Source organism: Paenarthrobacter sp. OM7 (genome assembly GCF_029873575.1).
In the GTDB taxonomy this organism is placed as follows: domain Bacteria; phylum Actinomycetota; class Actinomycetes; order Actinomycetales; family Micrococcaceae; genus Arthrobacter.
The window spans coordinates 3,305,196-3,323,345 of record NZ_CP123579.1; the positions used below are offsets into that span (position 1 = coordinate 3,305,196).

General features: G+C 63.7%; 14 protein-coding genes and 2 tRNA genes. 5 read left to right on the forward strand and 11 right to left on the reverse strand.

What is annotated here, in order from left to right; genetic code table 11:
* Position 1: 1 nt before the first annotated feature.
* The gene (locus tag QEH68_RS15285; RefSeq protein WP_280628024.1) at positions 2 to 1,234 is read right to left on the reverse strand and encodes an extracellular solute-binding protein; all 1,233 of its coding nucleotides are present in this window, start codon (positions 1,232 to 1,234) and stop codon (positions 2 to 4) included.
* A gap of 268 nt (positions 1,235 to 1,502) precedes the next feature.
* Between QEH68_RS15285 and QEH68_RS15290 the strand changes: the two genes are divergently transcribed.
* Positions 1,503 to 2,726, forward strand: coding sequence for an ROK family protein (locus tag QEH68_RS15290; RefSeq protein ID WP_280623286.1), 1,224 nt, complete (start codon positions 1,503 to 1,505; stop codon positions 2,724 to 2,726).
* 46 nt (positions 2,727 to 2,772) lie between these two features.
* On the opposite strand, the gene QEH68_RS15295 is transcribed toward QEH68_RS15290, so the two are convergent.
* The 9 genes from QEH68_RS15295 to QEH68_RS15335 form a co-directional block, all read right to left on the reverse strand.
* Positions 2,773 to 4,344 carry a Na+/H+ antiporter gene (locus tag QEH68_RS15295; protein WP_280623287.1) on the reverse strand — a complete coding sequence of 524 codons (1,572 nt, stop codon included), beginning with the start codon at positions 4,342 to 4,344 and terminating at the stop codon, positions 2,773 to 2,775.
* A 122-nt stretch (positions 4,345 to 4,466) separates the two neighbouring features.
* Complete coding sequence (locus tag QEH68_RS15300; protein ID WP_207594283.1) at positions 4,467 to 5,123, reverse strand: NAD(P)-binding oxidoreductase; 657 nt, start codon at positions 5,121 to 5,123, stop codon at positions 4,467 to 4,469.
* Positions 5,124 to 5,188: 65 nt separating this feature from the next.
* Positions 5,189 to 5,262: transfer RNA gene (locus tag QEH68_RS15305), tRNA-Met, on the reverse strand.
* A 61-nt stretch (positions 5,263 to 5,323) separates the two neighbouring features.
* Positions 5,324 to 5,395: transfer RNA gene (locus QEH68_RS15310), tRNA-Thr, on the reverse strand.
* A 130-nt stretch (positions 5,396 to 5,525) separates the two neighbouring features.
* Positions 5,526 to 6,071, reverse strand: coding sequence for a LysM domain-containing protein (locus QEH68_RS15315; RefSeq protein ID WP_207594284.1), 546 nt, complete (start codon positions 6,069 to 6,071; stop codon positions 5,526 to 5,528).
* A 229-nt stretch (positions 6,072 to 6,300) separates the two neighbouring features.
* Positions 6,301 to 8,505, reverse strand: a complete 2,205-nt coding sequence (locus QEH68_RS15320; protein ID WP_207594285.1) for a DEAD/DEAH box helicase — start codon at positions 8,503 to 8,505, stop codon at positions 6,301 to 6,303.
* Positions 8,506 to 8,894: 389 nt separating this feature from the next.
* Positions 8,895 to 9,551 carry an MOSC domain-containing protein gene (locus tag QEH68_RS15325; RefSeq protein WP_207594286.1) on the reverse strand — a complete coding sequence of 219 codons (657 nt, stop codon included), beginning with the start codon at positions 9,549 to 9,551 and terminating at the stop codon, positions 8,895 to 8,897.
* A gap of 31 nt (positions 9,552 to 9,582) precedes the next feature.
* Positions 9,583 to 10,257 (reverse strand): response regulator, encoded by a 675-nt coding sequence (locus tag QEH68_RS15330; protein ID WP_280623288.1) that lies wholly within the window; start codon positions 10,255 to 10,257, stop codon positions 9,583 to 9,585.
* Positions 10,254 to 11,768: an ATP-binding protein gene (locus tag QEH68_RS15335; protein WP_280623289.1), complete on the reverse strand. Its 1,515-nt coding sequence runs from the start codon at positions 11,766 to 11,768 to the stop codon at positions 10,254 to 10,256. The genes QEH68_RS15330 and QEH68_RS15335 overlap by 4 nt, the downstream gene beginning before the upstream one ends.
* Before the next feature lie 152 nt (positions 11,769 to 11,920).
* Here QEH68_RS15335 and QEH68_RS15340 point away from each other — a divergent pair, with 152 nt between their 5' ends.
* Genes QEH68_RS15340 through QEH68_RS15350 form a run of 3 tightly spaced genes read left to right on the forward strand, consistent with a single transcriptional unit; the run spans position 11,921 to position 15,353 of the window.
* Positions 11,921 to 12,622: a Tat pathway signal protein gene (locus tag QEH68_RS15340; RefSeq protein WP_207594289.1), complete on the forward strand. Its 702-nt coding sequence runs from the start codon at positions 11,921 to 11,923 to the stop codon at positions 12,620 to 12,622.
* 2 nt (positions 12,623 to 12,624) lie between these two features.
* Positions 12,625 to 13,830 carry a glutathionylspermidine synthase family protein gene (locus QEH68_RS15345; protein ID WP_207594290.1) on the forward strand — a complete coding sequence of 402 codons (1,206 nt, stop codon included), beginning with the start codon at positions 12,625 to 12,627 and terminating at the stop codon, positions 13,828 to 13,830.
* On the forward strand, positions 13,827 to 15,353 hold the full coding sequence (locus QEH68_RS15350) for an APC family permease (RefSeq protein WP_280623290.1): 1,527 nt from the start codon (positions 13,827 to 13,829) through the stop codon (positions 15,351 to 15,353). The genes QEH68_RS15345 and QEH68_RS15350 overlap by 4 nt, the downstream gene beginning before the upstream one ends.
* Positions 15,354 to 15,476: 123 nt before the next feature.
* Here QEH68_RS15350 and QEH68_RS15355 read toward each other — a convergent pair whose 3' ends face one another.
* Positions 15,477 to 16,832 (reverse strand): glycosyltransferase 87 family protein, encoded by a 1,356-nt coding sequence (locus tag QEH68_RS15355; protein ID WP_280623291.1) that lies wholly within the window; start codon positions 16,830 to 16,832, stop codon positions 15,477 to 15,479.
* A gap of 132 nt (positions 16,833 to 16,964) precedes the next feature.
* Here QEH68_RS15355 and QEH68_RS15360 point away from each other — a divergent pair, with 132 nt between their 5' ends.
* Complete coding sequence (locus QEH68_RS15360; protein ID WP_280623292.1) at positions 16,965 to 18,140, forward strand: acyl-CoA dehydrogenase family protein; 1,176 nt, start codon at positions 16,965 to 16,967, stop codon at positions 18,138 to 18,140.
* The last annotated feature ends 10 nt before the right edge of the window (positions 18,141 to 18,150 follow it).

The window sequence follows — 18,150 nt, forward strand, 5'->3', positions numbered from 1 at the left end:
GCTACTGGCGGAAAGCCAGCCGCGCCCAGTCTGCGTCGAGGGTGCTAAGGGTGGAGGTGGGGCTGGCGCCGAAAACGAGGGCCTGCGTGTAGTTCATGATCGGGATGGTTTTTGGTACCAGCACTGAAGGACCCTGGTAGACCTGGGATTGCTCGTAGTACCGCACCATTCCTTCAATCCGGGGATCGGGAGCCGCAGCTGAATCCTTGGTGGGAGTGAAGCCCAACTGCGATTTGTTGTAGGCATCGATCACTTCGGGCCGGTAAAGGTACTCGAGGAAGTCCTTTGCGGCCTCCTTGTGTTTGGAGGCCTCAGGGATCCAGGCGGCCAGGTCCACGTTCACCCGGACACGCAGGTCCTGGGGGTCTTCGGTCATGGGCAGCGGGAAGGTTCCAAGTTTCAGGTCAGGGGCCGTCTTCGCGATCTCGCTGAAGGCCCACGGACCCTGCAGGTACATGGCGGCCTTGCCCTGGGAGAACGCCAGGTTGCCGTCGCCGTAGGCCCGGCTGGCTGCATCCTTGTTCACGTACTTCGAGGCCAGTTCCAGCATCTTGCCAACAGGCTTTTCAAAGTCCTTCTGGAAGGACACTGCAGATCTTGGCCCCACGTTGGTGCCTTCGGCGGAAAGCTTGTCAAAAAAGTCCAGCGTGTCCACCTGGCCGCCCACGGAGTAGTCGAACCAGCCCTGGGCGATGGTCCAGTCGTCCTTCCACGTGGCGTAGAACGGCGTCACTCCAGCGGCTTTGAGTTGATCGCATGCTGCGGTCAGCTCACTCCAGGTGGTGGGCACCTTGATGTTGTTGGCCGCGAAGATTTCCTTGTTGTAGATGACCGAGGAGGCCATGATCGAGTAGGGCAGCGCGCTGGTGCGGTCCGGGTAGGTCCCATACTGGTCCATCAACGGCTGGAGATCTTCGCGGATCCTTGACGCCGCTGCCGTACCGGAGAGATCGCTCAAGGCCCCCCGCTGGACAAAGCGTGAGGTTTCCATGTTGTAGTTCGCCAAGGCGATGTCCGGCGGATTTCCCCGGACGAAGCTCGCGGACACCACATCCACCCCCGAGGTGTCCAGGACAACCTCGGTGTCGCTCTGGGAGGCGTTGTAGTCGGCAACGAGCTTGGTCATGAAGCCAATGGCTTCGCGCTTGCTGAACGTGAAGCGGATGGTTTCCTTGCCCGATTCCCCTGTGCAACCGGAGAGGAGACCGGCCAGCAGGGCCAGTCCGAGGCTCATCGCCGCAAGGCGCTTCTTACGCGTAGGTTTCACAGACTCCGTGGTCCTTTCGTCGTGCGGACCGCTGTGGCCGCCGTGCCCGGGGTGGTCGCTGCTGACCATCCCGAGTTTAGATAGGAGATAAATTTATGACCTATCGCTAGTTTGAGTGACGTGCGCCACAGCGTCAAGCTTTTAACGGAAGCGCGTCACAATCTAAATTTATGTACTAAATTTAGAGAGATCGTTCTATCGCTCCCGATAGACGCCCAAGAGTTTGGAGTACCCCATGCTGAGCGGGACTGCACCGTCAACCCAACTGGTACGCCGGGTCAACGCCAGCGCAATGCTCAAAGCCATGCGCGGCGCCGGTGTCCTCACCGGAACCGAGTTGATGGACTCCACCGGGCTCTCGCGCGCCACCGTCATATCGATCTGCGATGAACTGGTCCGGCTCGGTTGGCTCCAGGAGTTGGAGAACCAACGGGGTACCGGGGACTACGTCAAGGGACGCCCGGCCCGCCGCTTCGTGTTCGACGATGACGCGGCCAGCGTCATCGGCATCGACATCGGCGCCACCAAGATCACGGCAATCGTGGCAAACATGGCAGGGGCATCCCTGTCCAGGGTCACCATGCCTTTCCGCACCTTCAACCTCCCTGCCGATGAACGCGCCGACGTGCTGGACCGCATTGCCGCAGACGCCCTGAAGCAGGCAGGAGTCACTGCGGATTCAGTGCTGGCGGTCGCCGTGGGGGTTGCCGCACCGGTCAGCCGCGACGGCGAAGTCCTCACCGTCCAGGAATTCTGGAGGTCCTTCGACGTCCGCAGGATCGTCGCTGAGCGGCACGGCTGGCATGTCCTCCTGGAAAATGACGCCAACCTGGCCGCCTTGGCCGAACGGTGGCAGGGCACCGCGCAAGGAGTGGACAACTTTGTGGTGATGTTGGCCGGTGACCGCCTGGGCTCGGGCATCCTTGAATCCGGACGCCTGCTCCGCGGCCAGCTCGGAGGCTTCGGTGAACTGGGCTATCTGGACACCGTGGAAGGCGTGGGAGACACCTACGGAATTGCCCACTACGCTGCCCGGTGGGGCCGCGAAGCCATGGAAGCCAGCACCACTACCTCGCTGCACACTCTCTGTGGCAGCGATCCTGAATCCCTGAGCGCCGAAATGGTCTTCGAAGCCGCAGCAGAGGGCGATGACGCCGCACGAACCGTGCTGGACCGCCTGTCTGAACGCATGGCCCGGGTCATCGGTTCAGTCAGTACATTGGTGAACCCAGACCTGGTGGTCATAGCCGGGGCCGTGGCGGCCTCGGCCCACGCACTGATTCCGGGCATTGAAGAGAAGATGACGGAGTTCACCTTCACTCCCCCGCGCCTGGCAACCTCACCCTTGGGCGATGGGATCGTGTCCCTCGGCGCGATCCGGCATGCACTGGATTATGTCGAGGAACATGCCCTGGACCTTTACCCCGCGTCGCTGCCGAAACACGAGGCTGCCGGCTGACCGCTTCCTGCCGCTCGGCCCGGCAGGCGGCCAGTCCGGAATTCGGCTAGTCCGGCATCGACATGGTGCGCAGGTCCAGTTGCCTCAGCACGCGATCTGCGACTTCCGGATCAGTACCCAGCTCGTTCCGGGCCGCCACCACTTCCTGCCGTGCAGCATCCAACGCGATGGTCTGCACCGCGATGGACAACTCCCGTCCGCGCTTGCGCTTTTCAGCGACCGACTCGTTCTGCAGGGTGCCATCGAGCAACTCCGCATGCAGTCTGCGCATCTTTTCCTTGACCAGCGCCACCTTCTCCGCCGGGAGTTCCTTCATCAGGTCGTGGTCCTTCAAGGCGGCGACCGCAGCCGACTGGGCGCGCTTGGCGAGGACCTTGGCGGCATCCTGCTCGTGAGAACCATCTTCGGTGGCCTTCAGCACCCGCATGAGCCATGGCAAGGTGAGGCCGGGAAGCACCAGGGTTGCCAGGAGGACGGCGCAGGCAATCACCAGGATCTCGTGCCGGGCCGGGAAGTCACTGCCATCCGGCAGGGTCAAGGGAAGCGCCAGCGCCAACGCCAACGTAGCCAGGCCGCGCATGCCACACCACATCAGGATCAGCACTTCCTTGGGTGAGGTGGGCTGCAGGAGGTTCCTGCGCCTCCGGGCCGTCAGGGCAAGCAGGCCCAGCCACAAGAACCGGACGACGAACACCAGGATGCAGACAACCACAGCCATGCCGATCATCCCGAAGATCGCAGTCCCCTCGTCCCGGATAACGTGGCGGATTTCCAGCCCCACCAGGCCGAACGCCAGGCCTGTGGCAAGCAACTCCACCACATCCCAGAACGCCGTCCGCGTAATGCGTTCAGCGGCATCCTGCGGCCGCGTATGGCGCTGCAACTCCAAGGCGGTAACGACGACGGCCACCACACCTGATGCGTGCAACTCTTCCGCGAGAATGTAGGCGGCGAACGGAACCACCAAGGTGACGGCACTGCGGGCCACCATGGACGTGACCAACGTGGTGATGAACTTGGTCAGCCAACCCATGGCGATGCCGATCACCACAGCCAGCGCGGCTCCGATGATGAACTGCGGAATGACCTCCGGGCCCACTTCCTTCCCGGACACGGTGGCCGCCACGGCAGCCTGGAAGATGACGATGGCAGCAGCGTCGTTGAAAAGCCCTTCGCTTTGCAGGACCGTGATGAGGCGGCGCGGCATGTGGACGCGGCCGGCTACCGACTCAACGGCAACGGGATCCGGCGGGGCCACCATGGCACCCAAAGCGATGGCCGCCGGGATTCCGATGCCCGGGATCATCAGCCAGGCAGCACCGGCCACTACAGCCGTTGACACCACCACCAGAGCTACGGCCAGGAGCAGGAGCGTCCGCCACCGCACCCTGAAGACGGCCCACGAGCTCTTCTGCGCGGTGGCGAACAGGAGCGGCGGAAGGAAGATCGGCAGGATCAGCTCAGGCGAAATTTCAAACTCAGGGAAACCCGGGATGAAGGTCAACGCCACAGCCAGCAGCAGCATCAGGACCGGGTACGGAAGCCGGAGCCGGTCCCCCAGGCCCACTGCCACCACCGTAGCCAGCAGCAACCCGACAATGAGCGCCAACTGATCCATGTTCCTGCTTCCCCGGACGTTGTAAGGCCCTCCCCGGACAAAGCCGAAAAAGTTCCCTACCAACATATCCCGGGAGTGCAGACGGTCCACGCGGAGTGACGGTCCACGCCTCCGATTCCGGGTCAGTCCTCCGTGAGCGCGTCCACCACGTCCGCGGTGCCATCCTTGAACGCAATGGTCCGGTGGATGGTGCCAGGCAGTTCCAGGACGGCGGCCGTCACCAACGCAACGTTGGCCCGCGACGTCTGTGTTCCGCTGCCGGGGTTCTCGGGGTCGGTCTGGATCAAGCCCGTTGCAGGCTCGTCGGTCAAGGTTCCCGGGCCCAGGATGGTCCAATCGAGGTCGGTGGCACGCAGGTAGTCGTCCGCAGCAGCCTTGGCCTCCGCGTAGGCGAAGAATGGATTGTCAGCTGGCACCCCATGGTCCTTCGCCGCGCCGATGTAGGACACCATGACATACCGCTTGACGCCGGCCTGTGCGGCGGCGTCCATCGATCGGATGGCGGCGTCGCGGTCCACGGCATAGGTCCGGTCCGGGTTGCCCCCGCCGGCCCCTGCGGACCAGACCACGGCGTCGTGGCCGTCGAGCGCCTGGGCGAGTTCCGCCGTCGTCGAGTTTTCCACATCAAGCACCTGCGCTTCTGCGCCGGTTTCCGTGACATCTGCCACATGATCGGGATTTCGGATGAAAGACGTGACGTCGTGACCTTCGCCACTGAGGATGCGGGACAGATGCAGGGCCACTTTCCCGTGGCCGCCAATGATTGCGATTCGACTCATGGACCCATTCTGTCCCACGGAACGAAAAAAGACCCCGCAGGCGAATGCTGCGGGGTCTTGCTCTGTAGCGGTGGGGAGGCTCGATCTCCCGACCTCACGATTATGAGTCGTGCGCTCTAACCAACTGAGCTACACCGCCACGAATGAGAAAAACCTGTGTCAAGCCGGTCAAAACCGCCTTGACACAGGCCCTCATTCAGAGCCCCCCACCGGAATCGATCCGGTGACCTCGTTCTTACCAAGAACGCGCTCTACCACTGAGCTAGGGGGGCAACGAGTAAATACTCTACCGGACGTTTTCAGAAGCTACAAATCGGCGAAAGCACGCGGAAAACAGGCGTCGACACAATTTGCGAAGACGCGGCTTCCTTGATCTATTTTCGCCCTCTTCACTAGCACGAATCAGGGCAGACGAAGGACCTGTCCGGGGTAGATCCGGTCTGGATTGGGCACAGTATCGGCGTTGGTCGCGATCAAAGCACCGAGATCCACTCCGAACTGTGCGGCGATGCCGCTCATGGTGTCTCCCTGCTCCACCACCACCTCCGTGACGCGCGGGGCCACAGGTCCCTGCTGTCCTGCCCCGACAGCGGCCTCAGAGGCCGCCTCCTGCGCCTGCAGCCGGACCTCGGGGGCATCGGGTTCCAGCCCTTCCTGACGGGCCTCCTGGGCTGCTGCGGCGTCCGCGGCTGCCTGTTGTTGGGCCGCCTGGGCTGCAGCGGCCTCGGCGGCGTCCCGGTCAGCTGCTGAAACCCCGACGGCGGCAGCATCCTCCGCGGCCTGGCTTCCGGCTGATGGGGCTGCTGGAGCGGTGGCCTCGGCGGGAGCTGCGTCGCGGGCAGCGGACCCTGCATCATCCCTGTGATCCTTGTCGCCGTGCAGTAATTGATCGCCGCGCCCCTTGTCACCCAGGCCCAGATTCTTCTTCACGTTGTCCAGCAATCCCATGGAGCACCCTCCTGCGTTCTGCTTGCGTTCTGCTTGCGTTCTGCCGTGCCTCGATCGTACGGCCGGCCGGGGCCACAGGGAACCCGTGCCCACATGGGACGCCAGGGAGCGGGATCGGTGGCGATGGAGCATCGACGTTAAATGCCGCAGGGGGCCGGCTCGAAAGCCGACCCCCTGACGGGAATAACTGAGTGTCCAGCATGTGGTGGCGTTTACCACCAGGAAGTGTTTACCACTTGCCCTTGCGGTTGAAGTCGCGGTTTGCGCCTTCGCCACCGGTGCGGGGCTTGCGGGCGCCGTCACCATGACCGCCGAAGCGTGAGCCGCTGGCCTGGCCGCGATCGCGGTCGCCGTAGCTGCCTGCAGTGCGCTCGGAACGGTCGCTGTAGGAGCGGCCGCCACGGTCAGCGGAGGTACGCTCGCCGTCGGACTTGCGGAAGTCCTTCTTGAAGCCACCATTGCCCTTGAAGTTGCCGCCACCACGGTTCTCGCGGTCGCCATAGCCACCACGTCCACCGGCGCCACCACCGGAGTAGCTGCCGCGGTCGCCACTGGGCTTGCGGCCGTTGTCCAGTTCGAGGTGGATCAGTTCGCCACCGATGCGGGTGCGGGACAGAGCGCGCAACTGATCCGCGCTCAGGTCTGCCGGAAGCTCCACGAGGGAGTGGTCCGAGCGGATGTCGATGCCACCGATCTGTGCGGAGGAAATGCCACCTTCGTTGGCAATGGCGCCAACGATGGAGCCCGGCATGACACGCTGACGGCGTCCGACGGCGATCCGGTAGGTAGCGTTGCCCTCGGTGAGTGCGCGGGTCGGGCCACGCGAGCCGAAGCCGTCCTTGGAGCGCTCGCGCTTCTGGTACTCAGGAGCGGCAGGCAGTTCCTTGACCAGCAACGGCTGTCCACCCTGGGCCATGACGGCCAAGGCTGCAGCGATCTCGGAAGCCGGAACGTTGTGCTCTTCCTCGTAGGAGGAGATGAGGTCGCGGAACGCTGCAACATCCTCGGACGCAAGGGTCTCGGTGATGCGCTCGGCGAACTTGCCCAGGCGCAGCGTGTTCACGGTCTCGGCGGTGGGCAGGTGCATCTGCTCCACCGGCTGGCGCGTTGCCTTTTCGATGGAACGCAGCAGGTACTTCTCGCGCGGCGTCATGAACAGGATCGCGTCGCCGGAACGGCCTGCACGGCCCGTACGGCCAATGCGGTGCACGTAGGACTCGGTGTCATGCGGGATGTCGTAGTTGATGACGTGGCTGATGCGCTCCACGTCAAGGCCACGGGCAGCGACGTCGGTAGCAACGAGGATGTCGATGCGGCCTTCCTTCAGCGCGTCCACAGTGCGTTCGCGCTGCTGCTGCGGGATGTCGCCGTTGATGGCGGCAGCCTGGAAGCCGCGGGACTTCAGCTTGTCGGCGAGGTCCTCGGTAGCCATCTTGGTGCGCACGAAGGCAATAACGCCGTCGAACTCTTCAACCTCGAGGATGCGGGTCAGTGCGTCCAGCTTGTGCGGGCCCATGACCTGGAGGTAACGCTGCTTGGTGTTGGCGCCGGTGGTGGTCTTGGACTTCACCGAGATTTCAGCCGGGTTGTTCAGGTACTGCTTGGACATGCGGCGGATCTGGCCCGGCATGGTGGCAGAGAACAGCGCAACCTGGCGGGTTTCCGGAGTCTGCTGGAAGATCTGCTCAACGTCATCGGCAAAGCCCATGCGCAGCATTTCGTCAGCTTCGTCCAGCACCAGGTACTGGAGCTCGGACAGGTCCAGGGAACCCTTGGCGATGTGGTCGATCACGCGGCCGGGGGTACCGACAACAACCTGGGCGCCACGGCGCAGTCCGGCGAGCTGCGGGCCGTAAGCCGAGCCACCGTAGACCGGGAGGACCGTGAAGTCGTCAATGTGCTTGGCGTAGGAGGTGAAAGCCTCGGCAACCTGGAGGGCCAATTCACGCGTCGGGGCCAGGACCAGTGCCTGGGTCTTGCGTGAGGGACCGTTGAGGTCGTGGAGTTCTGCCAGGCGGGACAGGGCGGGAACAGCGAAAGCTGCGGTCTTGCCGGTACCGGTCTGGGCGAGGCCAACGACGTCGCGGCCTTCGAGGAGCAGCGGGATGGTGGCTGCCTGGATGGGTGACGGCTTCTCGTAGCCGACATCCTGCAGCGCGGCCAGAACGCGGCCGTCGATGCCAAGATCGACGAAGCGTACGCCTTCTTCTTCCGCTTCTTCTGCCTTGGGGGCAGGAGCTTCGGTTTCTTCTGCCTTGGGAGCAGGAGCTTCGGTGAAGGTGGGGGCTGCAGACTCGGCTGCAGCGTTCTCGACGGGGGCAGCGGCAGCAGCCGGTGCTTCAGCTTCGGCGGGCGCGGTGGTCTCTGCTGCAACAGCGGACTCAGCGGACTCAGTGGTCTGGGCGTCGAAGTTTTCGTTGAGATTTTCGGTCATAGGGGGAAATTCCTCATCCATAGGGTAGTCGGCGCGGCCCGGTTGGGCTTGGCCGCAGTACTCGTCGCGAAGGCAGGCAAAGTGCCCTGCTCTCGCAAGAAGTCCGGCGCTATCGCAATCCCATGGCAGGACTTCCCGCTGCATCTCTTGGCTGCTATCCCAGCAGTCTGTACAGCGTTTTCTTTAGCCGGCTCTCCCTATGAAAATGCCCGCACACAATTGCGGGCCCCAACACTTACCAGTCCTGCCTCAAGAATTGGGCAGGATAAAGGGATTTCCGGAGTGGGGGATATTTCAAGTGTAGGGCACGGGGTGGCCTCACCGCGACTTAAGCCTCAAGGAAGGGCGGTGAGCTTGTTCACACCCTTGCTGTCAGCGCCGCTTCGCAACTACTGAAGGCCGTGACGGCGCAGGACTTTATCGAACGTGGAGTGGTAGTCGTCCTGGAGCCGGATCTCCCCGTCGGCCTGCGCATCGAGCAACGCCTGGACAAGGTCCGGCGTCGGCTCGCTGAACCACTGGCCCACCGTGATGCCATGCTTCGGGACGAACGTCCGGTGAATATGGTCGCCTGCGGACAAGGTCCCTGTCTTGATCACCCGGAGGTACGTGCCCACACGTCCGGCCTGCGTGAACCGCTTCACCCACTGCGGCTCGTCCAGAACCCGCTGGAACGTAGCGCAAGGAACCCGCGGGGACGTCACTTCGACCTCCACTTCCAGGCCGATCCGCCACCGTTCCCCGATGACCGCACCGGTGGTTTCGATGCCGGCCACCCGCAGGTTCTCGCCGAAGAGACCGGCCGGCACCTCCCGTTGAAGCTCGCCCGCCCAGTAATCGGCATCCGCCTGCGAATAGGCATACAGCGCTTGGTCTTCTCCACCATGGTCGATGCGGTTCGCCTGCACATCCCCGTGGACGCCCAGTTTATGAACCTTGACGGGTCCTTCGACGGGGCGCTTGTCCAAGGCTGTGACTCCCACACTGCCGGAGTCGGGCAACAGCTGGTGGACACGGCAGACGGCCAGGAGGGAAGCAGTGTTCATGGGATCAGTCTACGGACGGTCCGGGGCGGGGTTAAGGATCAAAACGGTAGCCCATGCCCGCTTCCGTGTGCAGATGGCGGGGCTCTGCCGGATCCCGCTCCAACTTCCGGCGCAGCTGGGCGATGTACACGCGCAAGTATTGGGTTTCCTTGGCGTAGGCCTGCCCCCACACCTGGGTGAGGATCTGCTGCTGGCTCACCAGCTTCCCCTTATTACGGACCAGCAGCTCCAGGATGTTCCACTCCGTAGGCGTCAGCCTGACCTCAGCCCCGTCCTTCACGATTCTCTTGCCTGCCAGGTCCACCATGAAGTCGGTGGTGGCCAGCGTTGGTTCCTCATGCCCGATGACCACACGGCGCGAGGCGACCCGAAGCCGGGCAAGCAGCTCATCCAAACCGAAGGGCTTGGTCACGTAGTCGTCCGCACCGGCGTCGAGCGCCTCCACCTTGTCCTCCGACGCGTGCCGGGCAGAGAGCACAATGATGGGCATGCTGCTCCAGCCGCGGATCCGGCGGATGATCTCCACGCCGTCCATATCCGGCAGCCCGAGGTCCAGCACCACGATCTCCACAGGCTGCTTGGCAACGGCCTGAAGGGCATCGGCACCGTTGCCTACCGACAACGCCTGGTAGCCATGGGCCTGAAGCGTGACCTGCATGGCGCGGGCGATCCGGGCCTCGTCCTCGACGATAAGTACCACCGTCATTGCGCGCCACCAGTCCACAGCGGCAAAGTGACCACCATGGTCAAGCCACCACCCGGCGTCGGCTCCGCAGCGAGTCTCCCGCCCATGGCCTCGCAGAACCCCTTGGCCACTGCGAGGCCCAGCCCGATCCCGCCGCCGGCAGTGTGTCCGGGCGCCGGCGAATCACCGAAGCGCTGGAACGGCTGGAACATGGTGAGGACTTCCTCACTGCCCACTCCCCTGCCATGATCGACAATCCGCAGTTCGCCGGCAGGCCGGTCACCCAAGGTGATGCCGGCACCAGCCCGTGCTGTCAGGACCACATCCGATTCCGGTGCGTACTTCACGGCGTTCTCAACGATATTGGCCACCACGCGCTCAAGCATGCCGGCATCGGCCTGCACCGGGGGAAGGTTGGGTGGCAGTTCGTTGCGGAGGCGCTCATGCGGAAGACCTCGCAGGGCCTGCGGCAGTACCTCAGCCCAGCCGATCCCGGTCAGCAGCGGATTGACCGCGTCTGCGGTGATTCGGGACATGTCCAGGAGATTGTCCACCAAGTGATCCAGGCGGTCCGCATAGTCCTCGATGGTCTCCAGCAGTTCCCGCTCCACCTCTGGAGGGAAACTCACGTCCTCCTGGCGCAGGCTGCTGACAGCCAGCTTGATACCGGCCAACGGCGTCCTCAGGTCATGCGACACGGCGCGCAGAATGGATGTCCGCATCTTGTTGCCCTCGGACAGCCGGACATTGTCCCGCCGGCTCTTCACCAACTGTTGCCGCTCGCGCACGGCCACCACAAAGGCTCCGAAGGCGGCCAGCAGCCGCTGGCGCTGCGGTGTCAGGGGTCCGCCGCGCAGCAGCAGCGTGTACTGGGGATCGACGACGGCGGCATGGTCGGCGGCGGCATGGGTCACCGGCGGATTGGGGCCGGCGCTCGCCAGGACCTGCGATGCGGGAGCCGCCCCGGGCGTGGCTGCCGCGCCCGGGGGTGCGGAGCCCAACAACGTCACTGCTTCCATGCCAAGGTTGCTCCGGACCTTCTCAAGGAAGGTCTCCAGGCTTCCATCCGAACTCAGGATCCGAAGAGCCAACTCGCTCAGGGCAGTGGCTTCGGCTTCGGATCGTGCTGCTTCCTGGGCCCGCCTGCTGGCCAGGCCCACCGCGAGCGCCACACCGCAGGCCACTGCCAGGAACACCACCAAGGTGAACAGCGTGGTGGGGTCGGCAATGGAAAGCGAGCCAACCGGATCGGCCGAGAAGTAGTTCAGCAGGAAGCTGCCCAAAACCGCGGCCACCACTGCAGGCCACAACCCGCCGATCGCGGCGACCGCAACCGCCACGGCCAACTGCAGCAGCATGATCATGGCGAAGTTACGGAAGTTCAGTAACGTCACCAAGAGTTCGACGGCGGGCGGCAGCATGAGTGCCAGCACCAAACCTGTCACCACACGCCCCCGGCCGATGCCTCGAACCGGCGGGAGCCGGAGCAGCACGCCGTCGTCGCCGTTGCTGTAGGTCTCAGGTGCCGCCATGGCTACATCCTTACACGCTTCCCGCGGTGGGGAGTTCTCCCCATTTGCCGGCGTCATCCGTGCCTGCACGGCGCGCAAGGACTAGGCTTGCTCTGAGCATTCCGGTCCGGTGTACCGCCGGACACTTCAACGGTCTATCCAGGGGGATATACATGGGCCCGAAAGACAGCCCTGACGCAGCCGGCAACAACGGCAGCAGCAGGGACAACAACAGCGACTTCGGAGCGGGCAACAATCCGCCCAAGCCCCCACCTTGGCAGGTGCCCAAGCCAGAACTCCACCCTGAGCTGTTCACTCCTGTTCAGGAGAACCCGCAACAGGACAAACCGACGCGGAAGAGCAGGAAGGCACCTGCAGGCGCTGCTCCCAGCGCGACCGGAGCTCCTCAACCGGGGCAGCCCCTCCCCGTGGTGGATCCGTTCGCCAAGGAACGCGAACGCGGCGAGGCCGAGGCAGCGAAGAAGAAGAAGCGGTCGCAGCGCCGCACCGTCGTCGTCGGCCTTGGCGTGACAGCACTGTTGGCTGGAACCATTACCGCGATCGTTGCCAGCAACGAGCAGGAAGCTGACTACGCCCAGGTCTGTTTCAATGAGGAAACCGGCGAGCGTGTTGACGACAACGAGTGCAACAACAGCAGCTCGGCCGGCCGTAGCTCCGGTGTCTACGCCTGGTACTTCTACTCCCGCGGCGCCAGCGTGCCTGCTGTGGGGCAAAACCGCAACGCCTACCCGAGCTACACCAAGAACGTCCCAACAGGAGCCAAGTCCTCCACGGGCTACAGCACCAAGGGTGGAACGGTCAGCCGCGGCGGCTTTGGCAGCAGCTCCAAAAGCGGCGGAAGCTCGGGAGGCTAGGCGTGCGTCGACTGCCCTCCGAGCCCAGGCCGGACTGGAAGCAAAAGATCGAAGAACAGGGCCTGGTTTTTTCGACCACCACCATGCCCGACGGCCGCAAAATCGAATACTGGAACGAATCGGCGTATTACGAATTCACCGTGGACGAGGTGGAGACCCTCGAGAAAACCGCGGAAGAAATGCACATCATGTGCCTGGAGGCCGCCAAGTACCTGGCCACCGGCGCCATGGGCGATCTCGGCATTGGGCAGCAAGCCCTGGAGTTGGCAGGCGAGTCACTGCTGGCCGCGGATGTGGATGTCTATGGCCGTTTTGACTTCATCTATGACGGCAAGGGCGGCCCGGCCAAGATGCTGGAGTACAACGCCGATACCCCTACCGGGCTGATCGAAGCCTCCGTGGCCCAATGGTTCTGGCTCCAGGACGTCTTCCCGGAAAAAGACCAGTGGAACGGAATCCATGAGGCCCTGATCCGGCAGTGGAAGAAGCTGCAGTTCCGCACGGGCATGAGCACGCTCCACGTGGCCCATTCCGAAGCGGAGGAATCCGGCGAGGACTGGATGACGGCGGCCTACATGCGGGATGTCGCAAGCCAGGGTGGCTGGACCACCATCGGCATCAACATGTCCGACATCGGCTGGGACCCCAACCTGAACCGGTTCGTGGACCTGGACAACTTCATGATCAGCACCATGTTCAAGTTGTATCCATGGGAGCTGATGATGAAGGAGCCGTTCGGGCAGCGCCTTCTGCAGCGCGCCCACAATCCGCGCTGGGTTGAGCCGGCGTGGAAAATGCTGCTGTCCAACAAAGCACTGCTGGCGGCCCTGTGGCATCTGTACCCCCACCACGAAAACCTGCTGCCGGCCTACCTCGGCGATCCCGGCCCACTCAAGGAATGGGTGGCCAAACCGCTGCATGGACGCGAAGGCGACAACATCCGCATCCACGCCCCCGGCATTGAGATCCAGCAGCCAGGCGGCTATGGCCGTGAAGGCTGGTGCTTCCAGCAATACCACTCCCTGCCCGACTTCGATGGCAACCATCCTGTCCTGGGTCTGTGGGTAGTGGATGGCGAATCCGTCGGTTGCGGCATCCGGGAATCGGACGGCCCCATCACGGACTACTTCTGCCGTTTTGTCCCCAATACCATTGACGCCCCGGCGCCCATCGCGCCCCCTGCTACTTCCTACGGAGCTGCACTATGAGCACTGAAACCTCGACGCCGGGTGGCGGCTCAGCGGGCGGCGACCCCACCGCCGTCGTGCCCTCAAAAGGCCTTCACGCCGGGATCCTTGACCTTGGCGACTCCGTCATGCTGGGCCTGGCATCCACCGCGCCCGTCTATTCGCTGGCGGCCACGCTGGGGCTCATTGTTGCCGTCAACGGAAACTACACGCCGCTGATCCTGATCCTCGGCTTCCTCCCGGTCCTGTTCATTGCCTACGCCTTCCGTGAGCTGAACAGCGCCATGCCGGACTGCGGCACCACGTTCTTCTGGGCCCGCAAAGCCTTCGGCCCGTGGGCCGGCTGGCTGGGCGGTTGGGGCGTGGCCCTCGCCGGAATCGTGGTTTTGGCCAACCTGGCGCAGATTGCCGGCAAGTACCTTTGGCTCCTGATCGGCGATGGTTCCCTGGCCGACAACAAGTGGCTGGTGACGGCCACCGGCGTGTTGTTCATCGTATTCATGACATATGTGAACCATCGCGGCATCCGGCTGGGCGAGCACGTCCAACGCACCCTGACCTATATCCAGTACATCTCATTGGGTATCTTCGCGGTGGCCATTGTCTTCCGCATTGCCGGCGGAGCGCCTGAAGGACAGGCGTTCGACTTTGAATGGTTCAACCCGGCCGGCGCATTTGCCGACCCCGGCGCAGTGGTCCATGGTGTGCTGCTGGCGTTGTTCATCTACTGGGGCTGGGACACGTGCCTGGCCCTCAACGAGGAAACCGAAAACCCTGCCAAGACCCCCGGCCGAGGGGCCGTCATCTCAGCCTCCGTGCTGGTGGCGATCTACGTTTCCGTTGCACTGCTGGTGATGATGTACGCCACGATCGGTACTGACGGCATCGGCCTGGGCAATGAGGCCAACCAGGATGACGTCTTCCTGGCCATGAAAGACGTAGTGCTGGGTCCCTGGGGCTGGCTGATCATCGTGGCTGTGCTGGCGTCCGTCCTGTCTTCCACACAAACCACCATCCTGCCCACCGCGCGCGGAACACTGTCCATGGGCGTGCACGGTGCGCTCCCCGCCCGGTTCGGCAAGGTCCATGAGCGCTTCATGACCCCGGGCTTCTCCACCCAGGTCATGGGTGCGGTGGCCGTGGTGTACTACGTAGCCATGAGTTTCCTCAGCGAAAACCTGCTGTCCGATTCCATCAGCGCCATCAGCTTGTTCATCGCGTTCTACTACGCCCTGACCGGCTTCTCCTGTGTGTGGTTCTTCCGCTCCACGCTGAAGGATTCTGCCCGCAACCTGTGGTTCCGGGGCATCCTGCCACTCCTCGGAGCGTTGTCCCTGACGGCGGCTTTCTTCATCTCGGCAGTGCAGATGTGGGACCCGTCGTACGGGGACACGCAGATCTTCGGCATCGGCGGGGCATTTGTCAGCGGCGTACTGCTGCTGGCCCTTGGTGTTGTGCTGGCCATCGTGTGCCGCTTCGCACCGTCCACCCGCGGCTACTTCACCGGTGAGCGGCCCGAGGCCGGAGTGGTACGCGGCGAATAGTCTTGGCGCACCTTCCCGGTTAGTCCTCCAGAAAGGGCCGGAAACCCCCGCGACACGGGTGTTTCCGGCCCTTTCTTTGGTTCTGTGGCTGGAAGCCGGGACCAAATGGAAAGGAACGCAGGCTCAGCGTTGCCTTGCGGCCCATTGACGCAGGCGGGTCGGCACATCCGGAACGTCCTCAATCCGGACTGAGTGACGCCGGAGGGCAACGAACCAGCAGACGAGGATGGCCACGGCACAGAAAACACCTGCACTGGACGCCATGATCCATAAACCAGGCGTCTGGACATTCAAGTCAGGCGAACCCAGGGCGGTGCCGATGGTTTTGGGCGAGAAAAAGAACACCAGTGTTGAAACAGCCAGCACGGCACTCATCACTACCCGTTGGGCCTGGTAACGGGCCGGTGTTTCCTTGATGGTCCAGGCGAACGCCGGCAGGATGACAGCCATCCAGACCCAGTGGTGGGACCACGAAACCGGGCTGATGAGCAGCATGGCAAGTGCCGTCGTCGAAAGGGCAATAACGCGTGCACCTTGGTCACTGGCCGCCTTGATGAGCAAAGCCGCCAGGACCACAGTGGCCACGCTCAAGACGATCCAGGGCAGGGTTACGGCGTCGTGCGGGACGCCGAAGTGCAGGAGGGCGCCCTTGATGGAGAGGTTGTCCACGTAGCCGGCGCCGCCGATTCTGGACGTATCGGGGAGGATTTCCAACCAGAATTGCAAGGACTCCGCAGGCCTCAACAACCAGCCAAGCAGCACCGTGCCGGCAAAGCCGATGGACATGTTCGCCAGCCCACGCCAGTCCTTGCGCATCAGGAAGTACAGGCCAAACACCAAAGGCGTCAGCTTGATGCCGGCCGCAACACCCACCAGGAAGCCTGCGCCCCGGAAGCCCCGCCGCTTGGACAGACCGCCCAGGAGGTCGATGACCATCAGGCCCATGAGGATGATGTTGATCTGCCCGAACGCCAGCGTTTCGCGCCACGGCCCCAGGAACAGGACTCCGAGGAACAACGCGGCGGCTATCCAGCAGTTCTTCTTGGACGACAGCGCACTCCGAAGATCTGGCTTCGATGACCAGTACCGGACGATGGTGACAGACACCCAGGCCGCCACGGCGACGCCTGCAACGTTGAACAACATGAGCGCCGATGATTGTGGCAATCGGGCCAACACACCAAACACGAGGGCCGCGAACGGCGGGTACGTAAAGGGGAGCTGCGGGCCGCCGGCTGAAGCGACAGTGGGGCCGTACAGGTCCGACGGCGACGTCCCGGACTGGTTCAGGATGCTTCCGCCGAACCAGTAGACGCTGAAGTCCAGGCCTTGCTTGGCCCAGTCGGCGAGCATCATCCATACCGGAACCGCAACCACGGCCAGCGGCAGCAGGCGAAGGGGCACCGAGGATGGTTGTACCGGTGTACGCGGTGGTGCGGCCGCCGCCTCGGCCCTTAAATCGACGTCAGGCAGTGCCATGCAAAATCCCCCAAGTTAACCAAATCGCAGAGGGGGACGTGTGCGACCCCCGCCTCCATACTACTGAAGGGGATTCCCCGGCCGGCGGGCTGCATGGTCCCGGCCGGCGGGCCAGCCGCCTAGGATGCTGGAATGAGCGATTCAACGACGAACACCTCCGACGTCCTGGCCCTCGACTCCCTGCTGACGGTGGAGGAGCTGGCTCTCCGCGACAAAGTCCGTGATTTCACGGCCCAACGGATCCGTCCCGCCATCGCACGCTGGTATGAGAACGCTCATTTCCCGAGGGAGATCGCCCCCGAGCTGGGCGAGCTCGGGGTTCTGGGGATGCATCTTGAGGGGTACGGCTGTCCCGGCAGGTCCGCCGTCGAGTACGGTTTGGCAGCCATGGAATTGGAGGCCGGAGACTCCGGGATCCGCACGTTCGTCTCGGTGCAGGGTTCCCTCGCCATGACGGCGATCCACCGCTGGGGCTCCGAGGCGCAGAAGGAGCAGTGGCTTCCGCGGATGGCGGCCGGCGAGTTGATCGGATGCTTCGCGCTAACGGAACCCAGCGCGGGTTCGGATCCATCATCCATGACCACGTTCGCCCGTGAAACTGCTGATGGCTGGGTCCTGGATGGCGCCAAACGCTGGATCGGGCTCGCGTCCATTGCGGATGTCATGGTGGTGTGGGCCAACACGGAGGATGGAATCCGGGGCTTCCTTGTACCCGCCGGAACAGCCGGGGTAACGGCGACGCCGATCGAGCCGAAGCTCTCCATGCGTGCCTCAGTTCAGTGCGATGTAACGTTCGACGACGTGCGGCTGGGTCCTGAGGCCATCCTCCCGGGCGCCGCTGGACTTCGCGGACCGTTCACGTGCCTGAACGAGGCGCGTTACGGCATCGTATGGGGGGCCATGGGGGCTGCCCGCGACTCGTACGAAGCTGCCCTGGAGTACGCGGGCACCAGGCTCCAATTCGGCCACCCCTTGGCCGGTTACCAATTGACCCAGGAGAAACTGGTGAACATGCTGGTGGAGATCCAGAAGGGCACCATGCTTGCCCTTCACCTGGGCCGTTTGAAGGACGCCGGCCATCTTAGGCCCCAGCAGATCTCCCTGGGCAAGCTGAACAACGTCCGCGAGGCCATCAAGATCGCCCGGGAAGCCCGCACCATCCTGGGCGGGAACGGCGTCACCCTGAACTATTCACCCCTGCGGCATGCCAACAACCTTGAATCCGTGCGGACCTACGAGGGCACGGACGAGGTCCACACGCTGATCCTGGGCCAGCACATCACGGGCATCGGGGCCTTCCGCGGCTAACTCACCCAAG

Excerpts from the sequence above, each read along its gene's own strand:
- QEH68_RS15285 (WP_280628024.1), bottom strand. The coding sequence starts at position 1,234 with ATGAGCCTCGGACTGGCCCTGCTGGCCGGTCTCCTCTCCGGTTGCACA.
- QEH68_RS15340 (WP_207594289.1), top strand. The coding sequence starts at position 11,921 with ATGGGCCCGAAAGACAGCCCTGACGCAGCCGGCAACAACGGCAGCAGC.
- QEH68_RS15315 (WP_207594284.1), bottom strand. The coding sequence starts at position 6,071 with ATGGGATTGCTGGACAACGTGAAGAAGAATCTGGGCCTGGGTGACAAG.
- QEH68_RS15290 (WP_280623286.1), top strand. The coding sequence starts at position 1,503 with ATGCTGAGCGGGACTGCACCGTCAACCCAACTGGTACGCCGGGTCAAC.
- QEH68_RS15320 (WP_207594285.1), bottom strand. The coding sequence starts at position 8,505 with ATGACCGAAAATCTCAACGAAAACTTCGACGCCCAGACCACTGAGTCC.
- QEH68_RS15355 (WP_280623291.1), bottom strand. The coding sequence starts at position 16,832 with ATGGCACTGCCTGACGTCGATTTAAGGGCCGAGGCGGCGGCCGCACCA.
- QEH68_RS15325 (WP_207594286.1), bottom strand. The coding sequence starts at position 9,551 with ATGAACACTGCTTCCCTCCTGGCCGTCTGCCGTGTCCACCAGCTGTTG.
- QEH68_RS15360 (WP_280623292.1), top strand. The coding sequence starts at position 16,965 with ATGAGCGATTCAACGACGAACACCTCCGACGTCCTGGCCCTCGACTCC.
- QEH68_RS15335 (WP_280623289.1), bottom strand. The coding sequence starts at position 11,768 with ATGGCGGCACCTGAGACCTACAGCAACGGCGACGACGGCGTGCTGCTC.
- QEH68_RS15330 (WP_280623288.1), bottom strand. The coding sequence starts at position 10,257 with ATGACGGTGGTACTTATCGTCGAGGACGAGGCCCGGATCGCCCGCGCC.
- QEH68_RS15295 (WP_280623287.1), bottom strand. The coding sequence starts at position 4,344 with ATGGATCAGTTGGCGCTCATTGTCGGGTTGCTGCTGGCTACGGTGGTG.
- QEH68_RS15300 (WP_207594283.1), bottom strand. The coding sequence starts at position 5,123 with ATGAGTCGAATCGCAATCATTGGCGGCCACGGGAAAGTGGCCCTGCAT.
- QEH68_RS15350 (WP_280623290.1), top strand. The coding sequence starts at position 13,827 with ATGAGCACTGAAACCTCGACGCCGGGTGGCGGCTCAGCGGGCGGCGAC.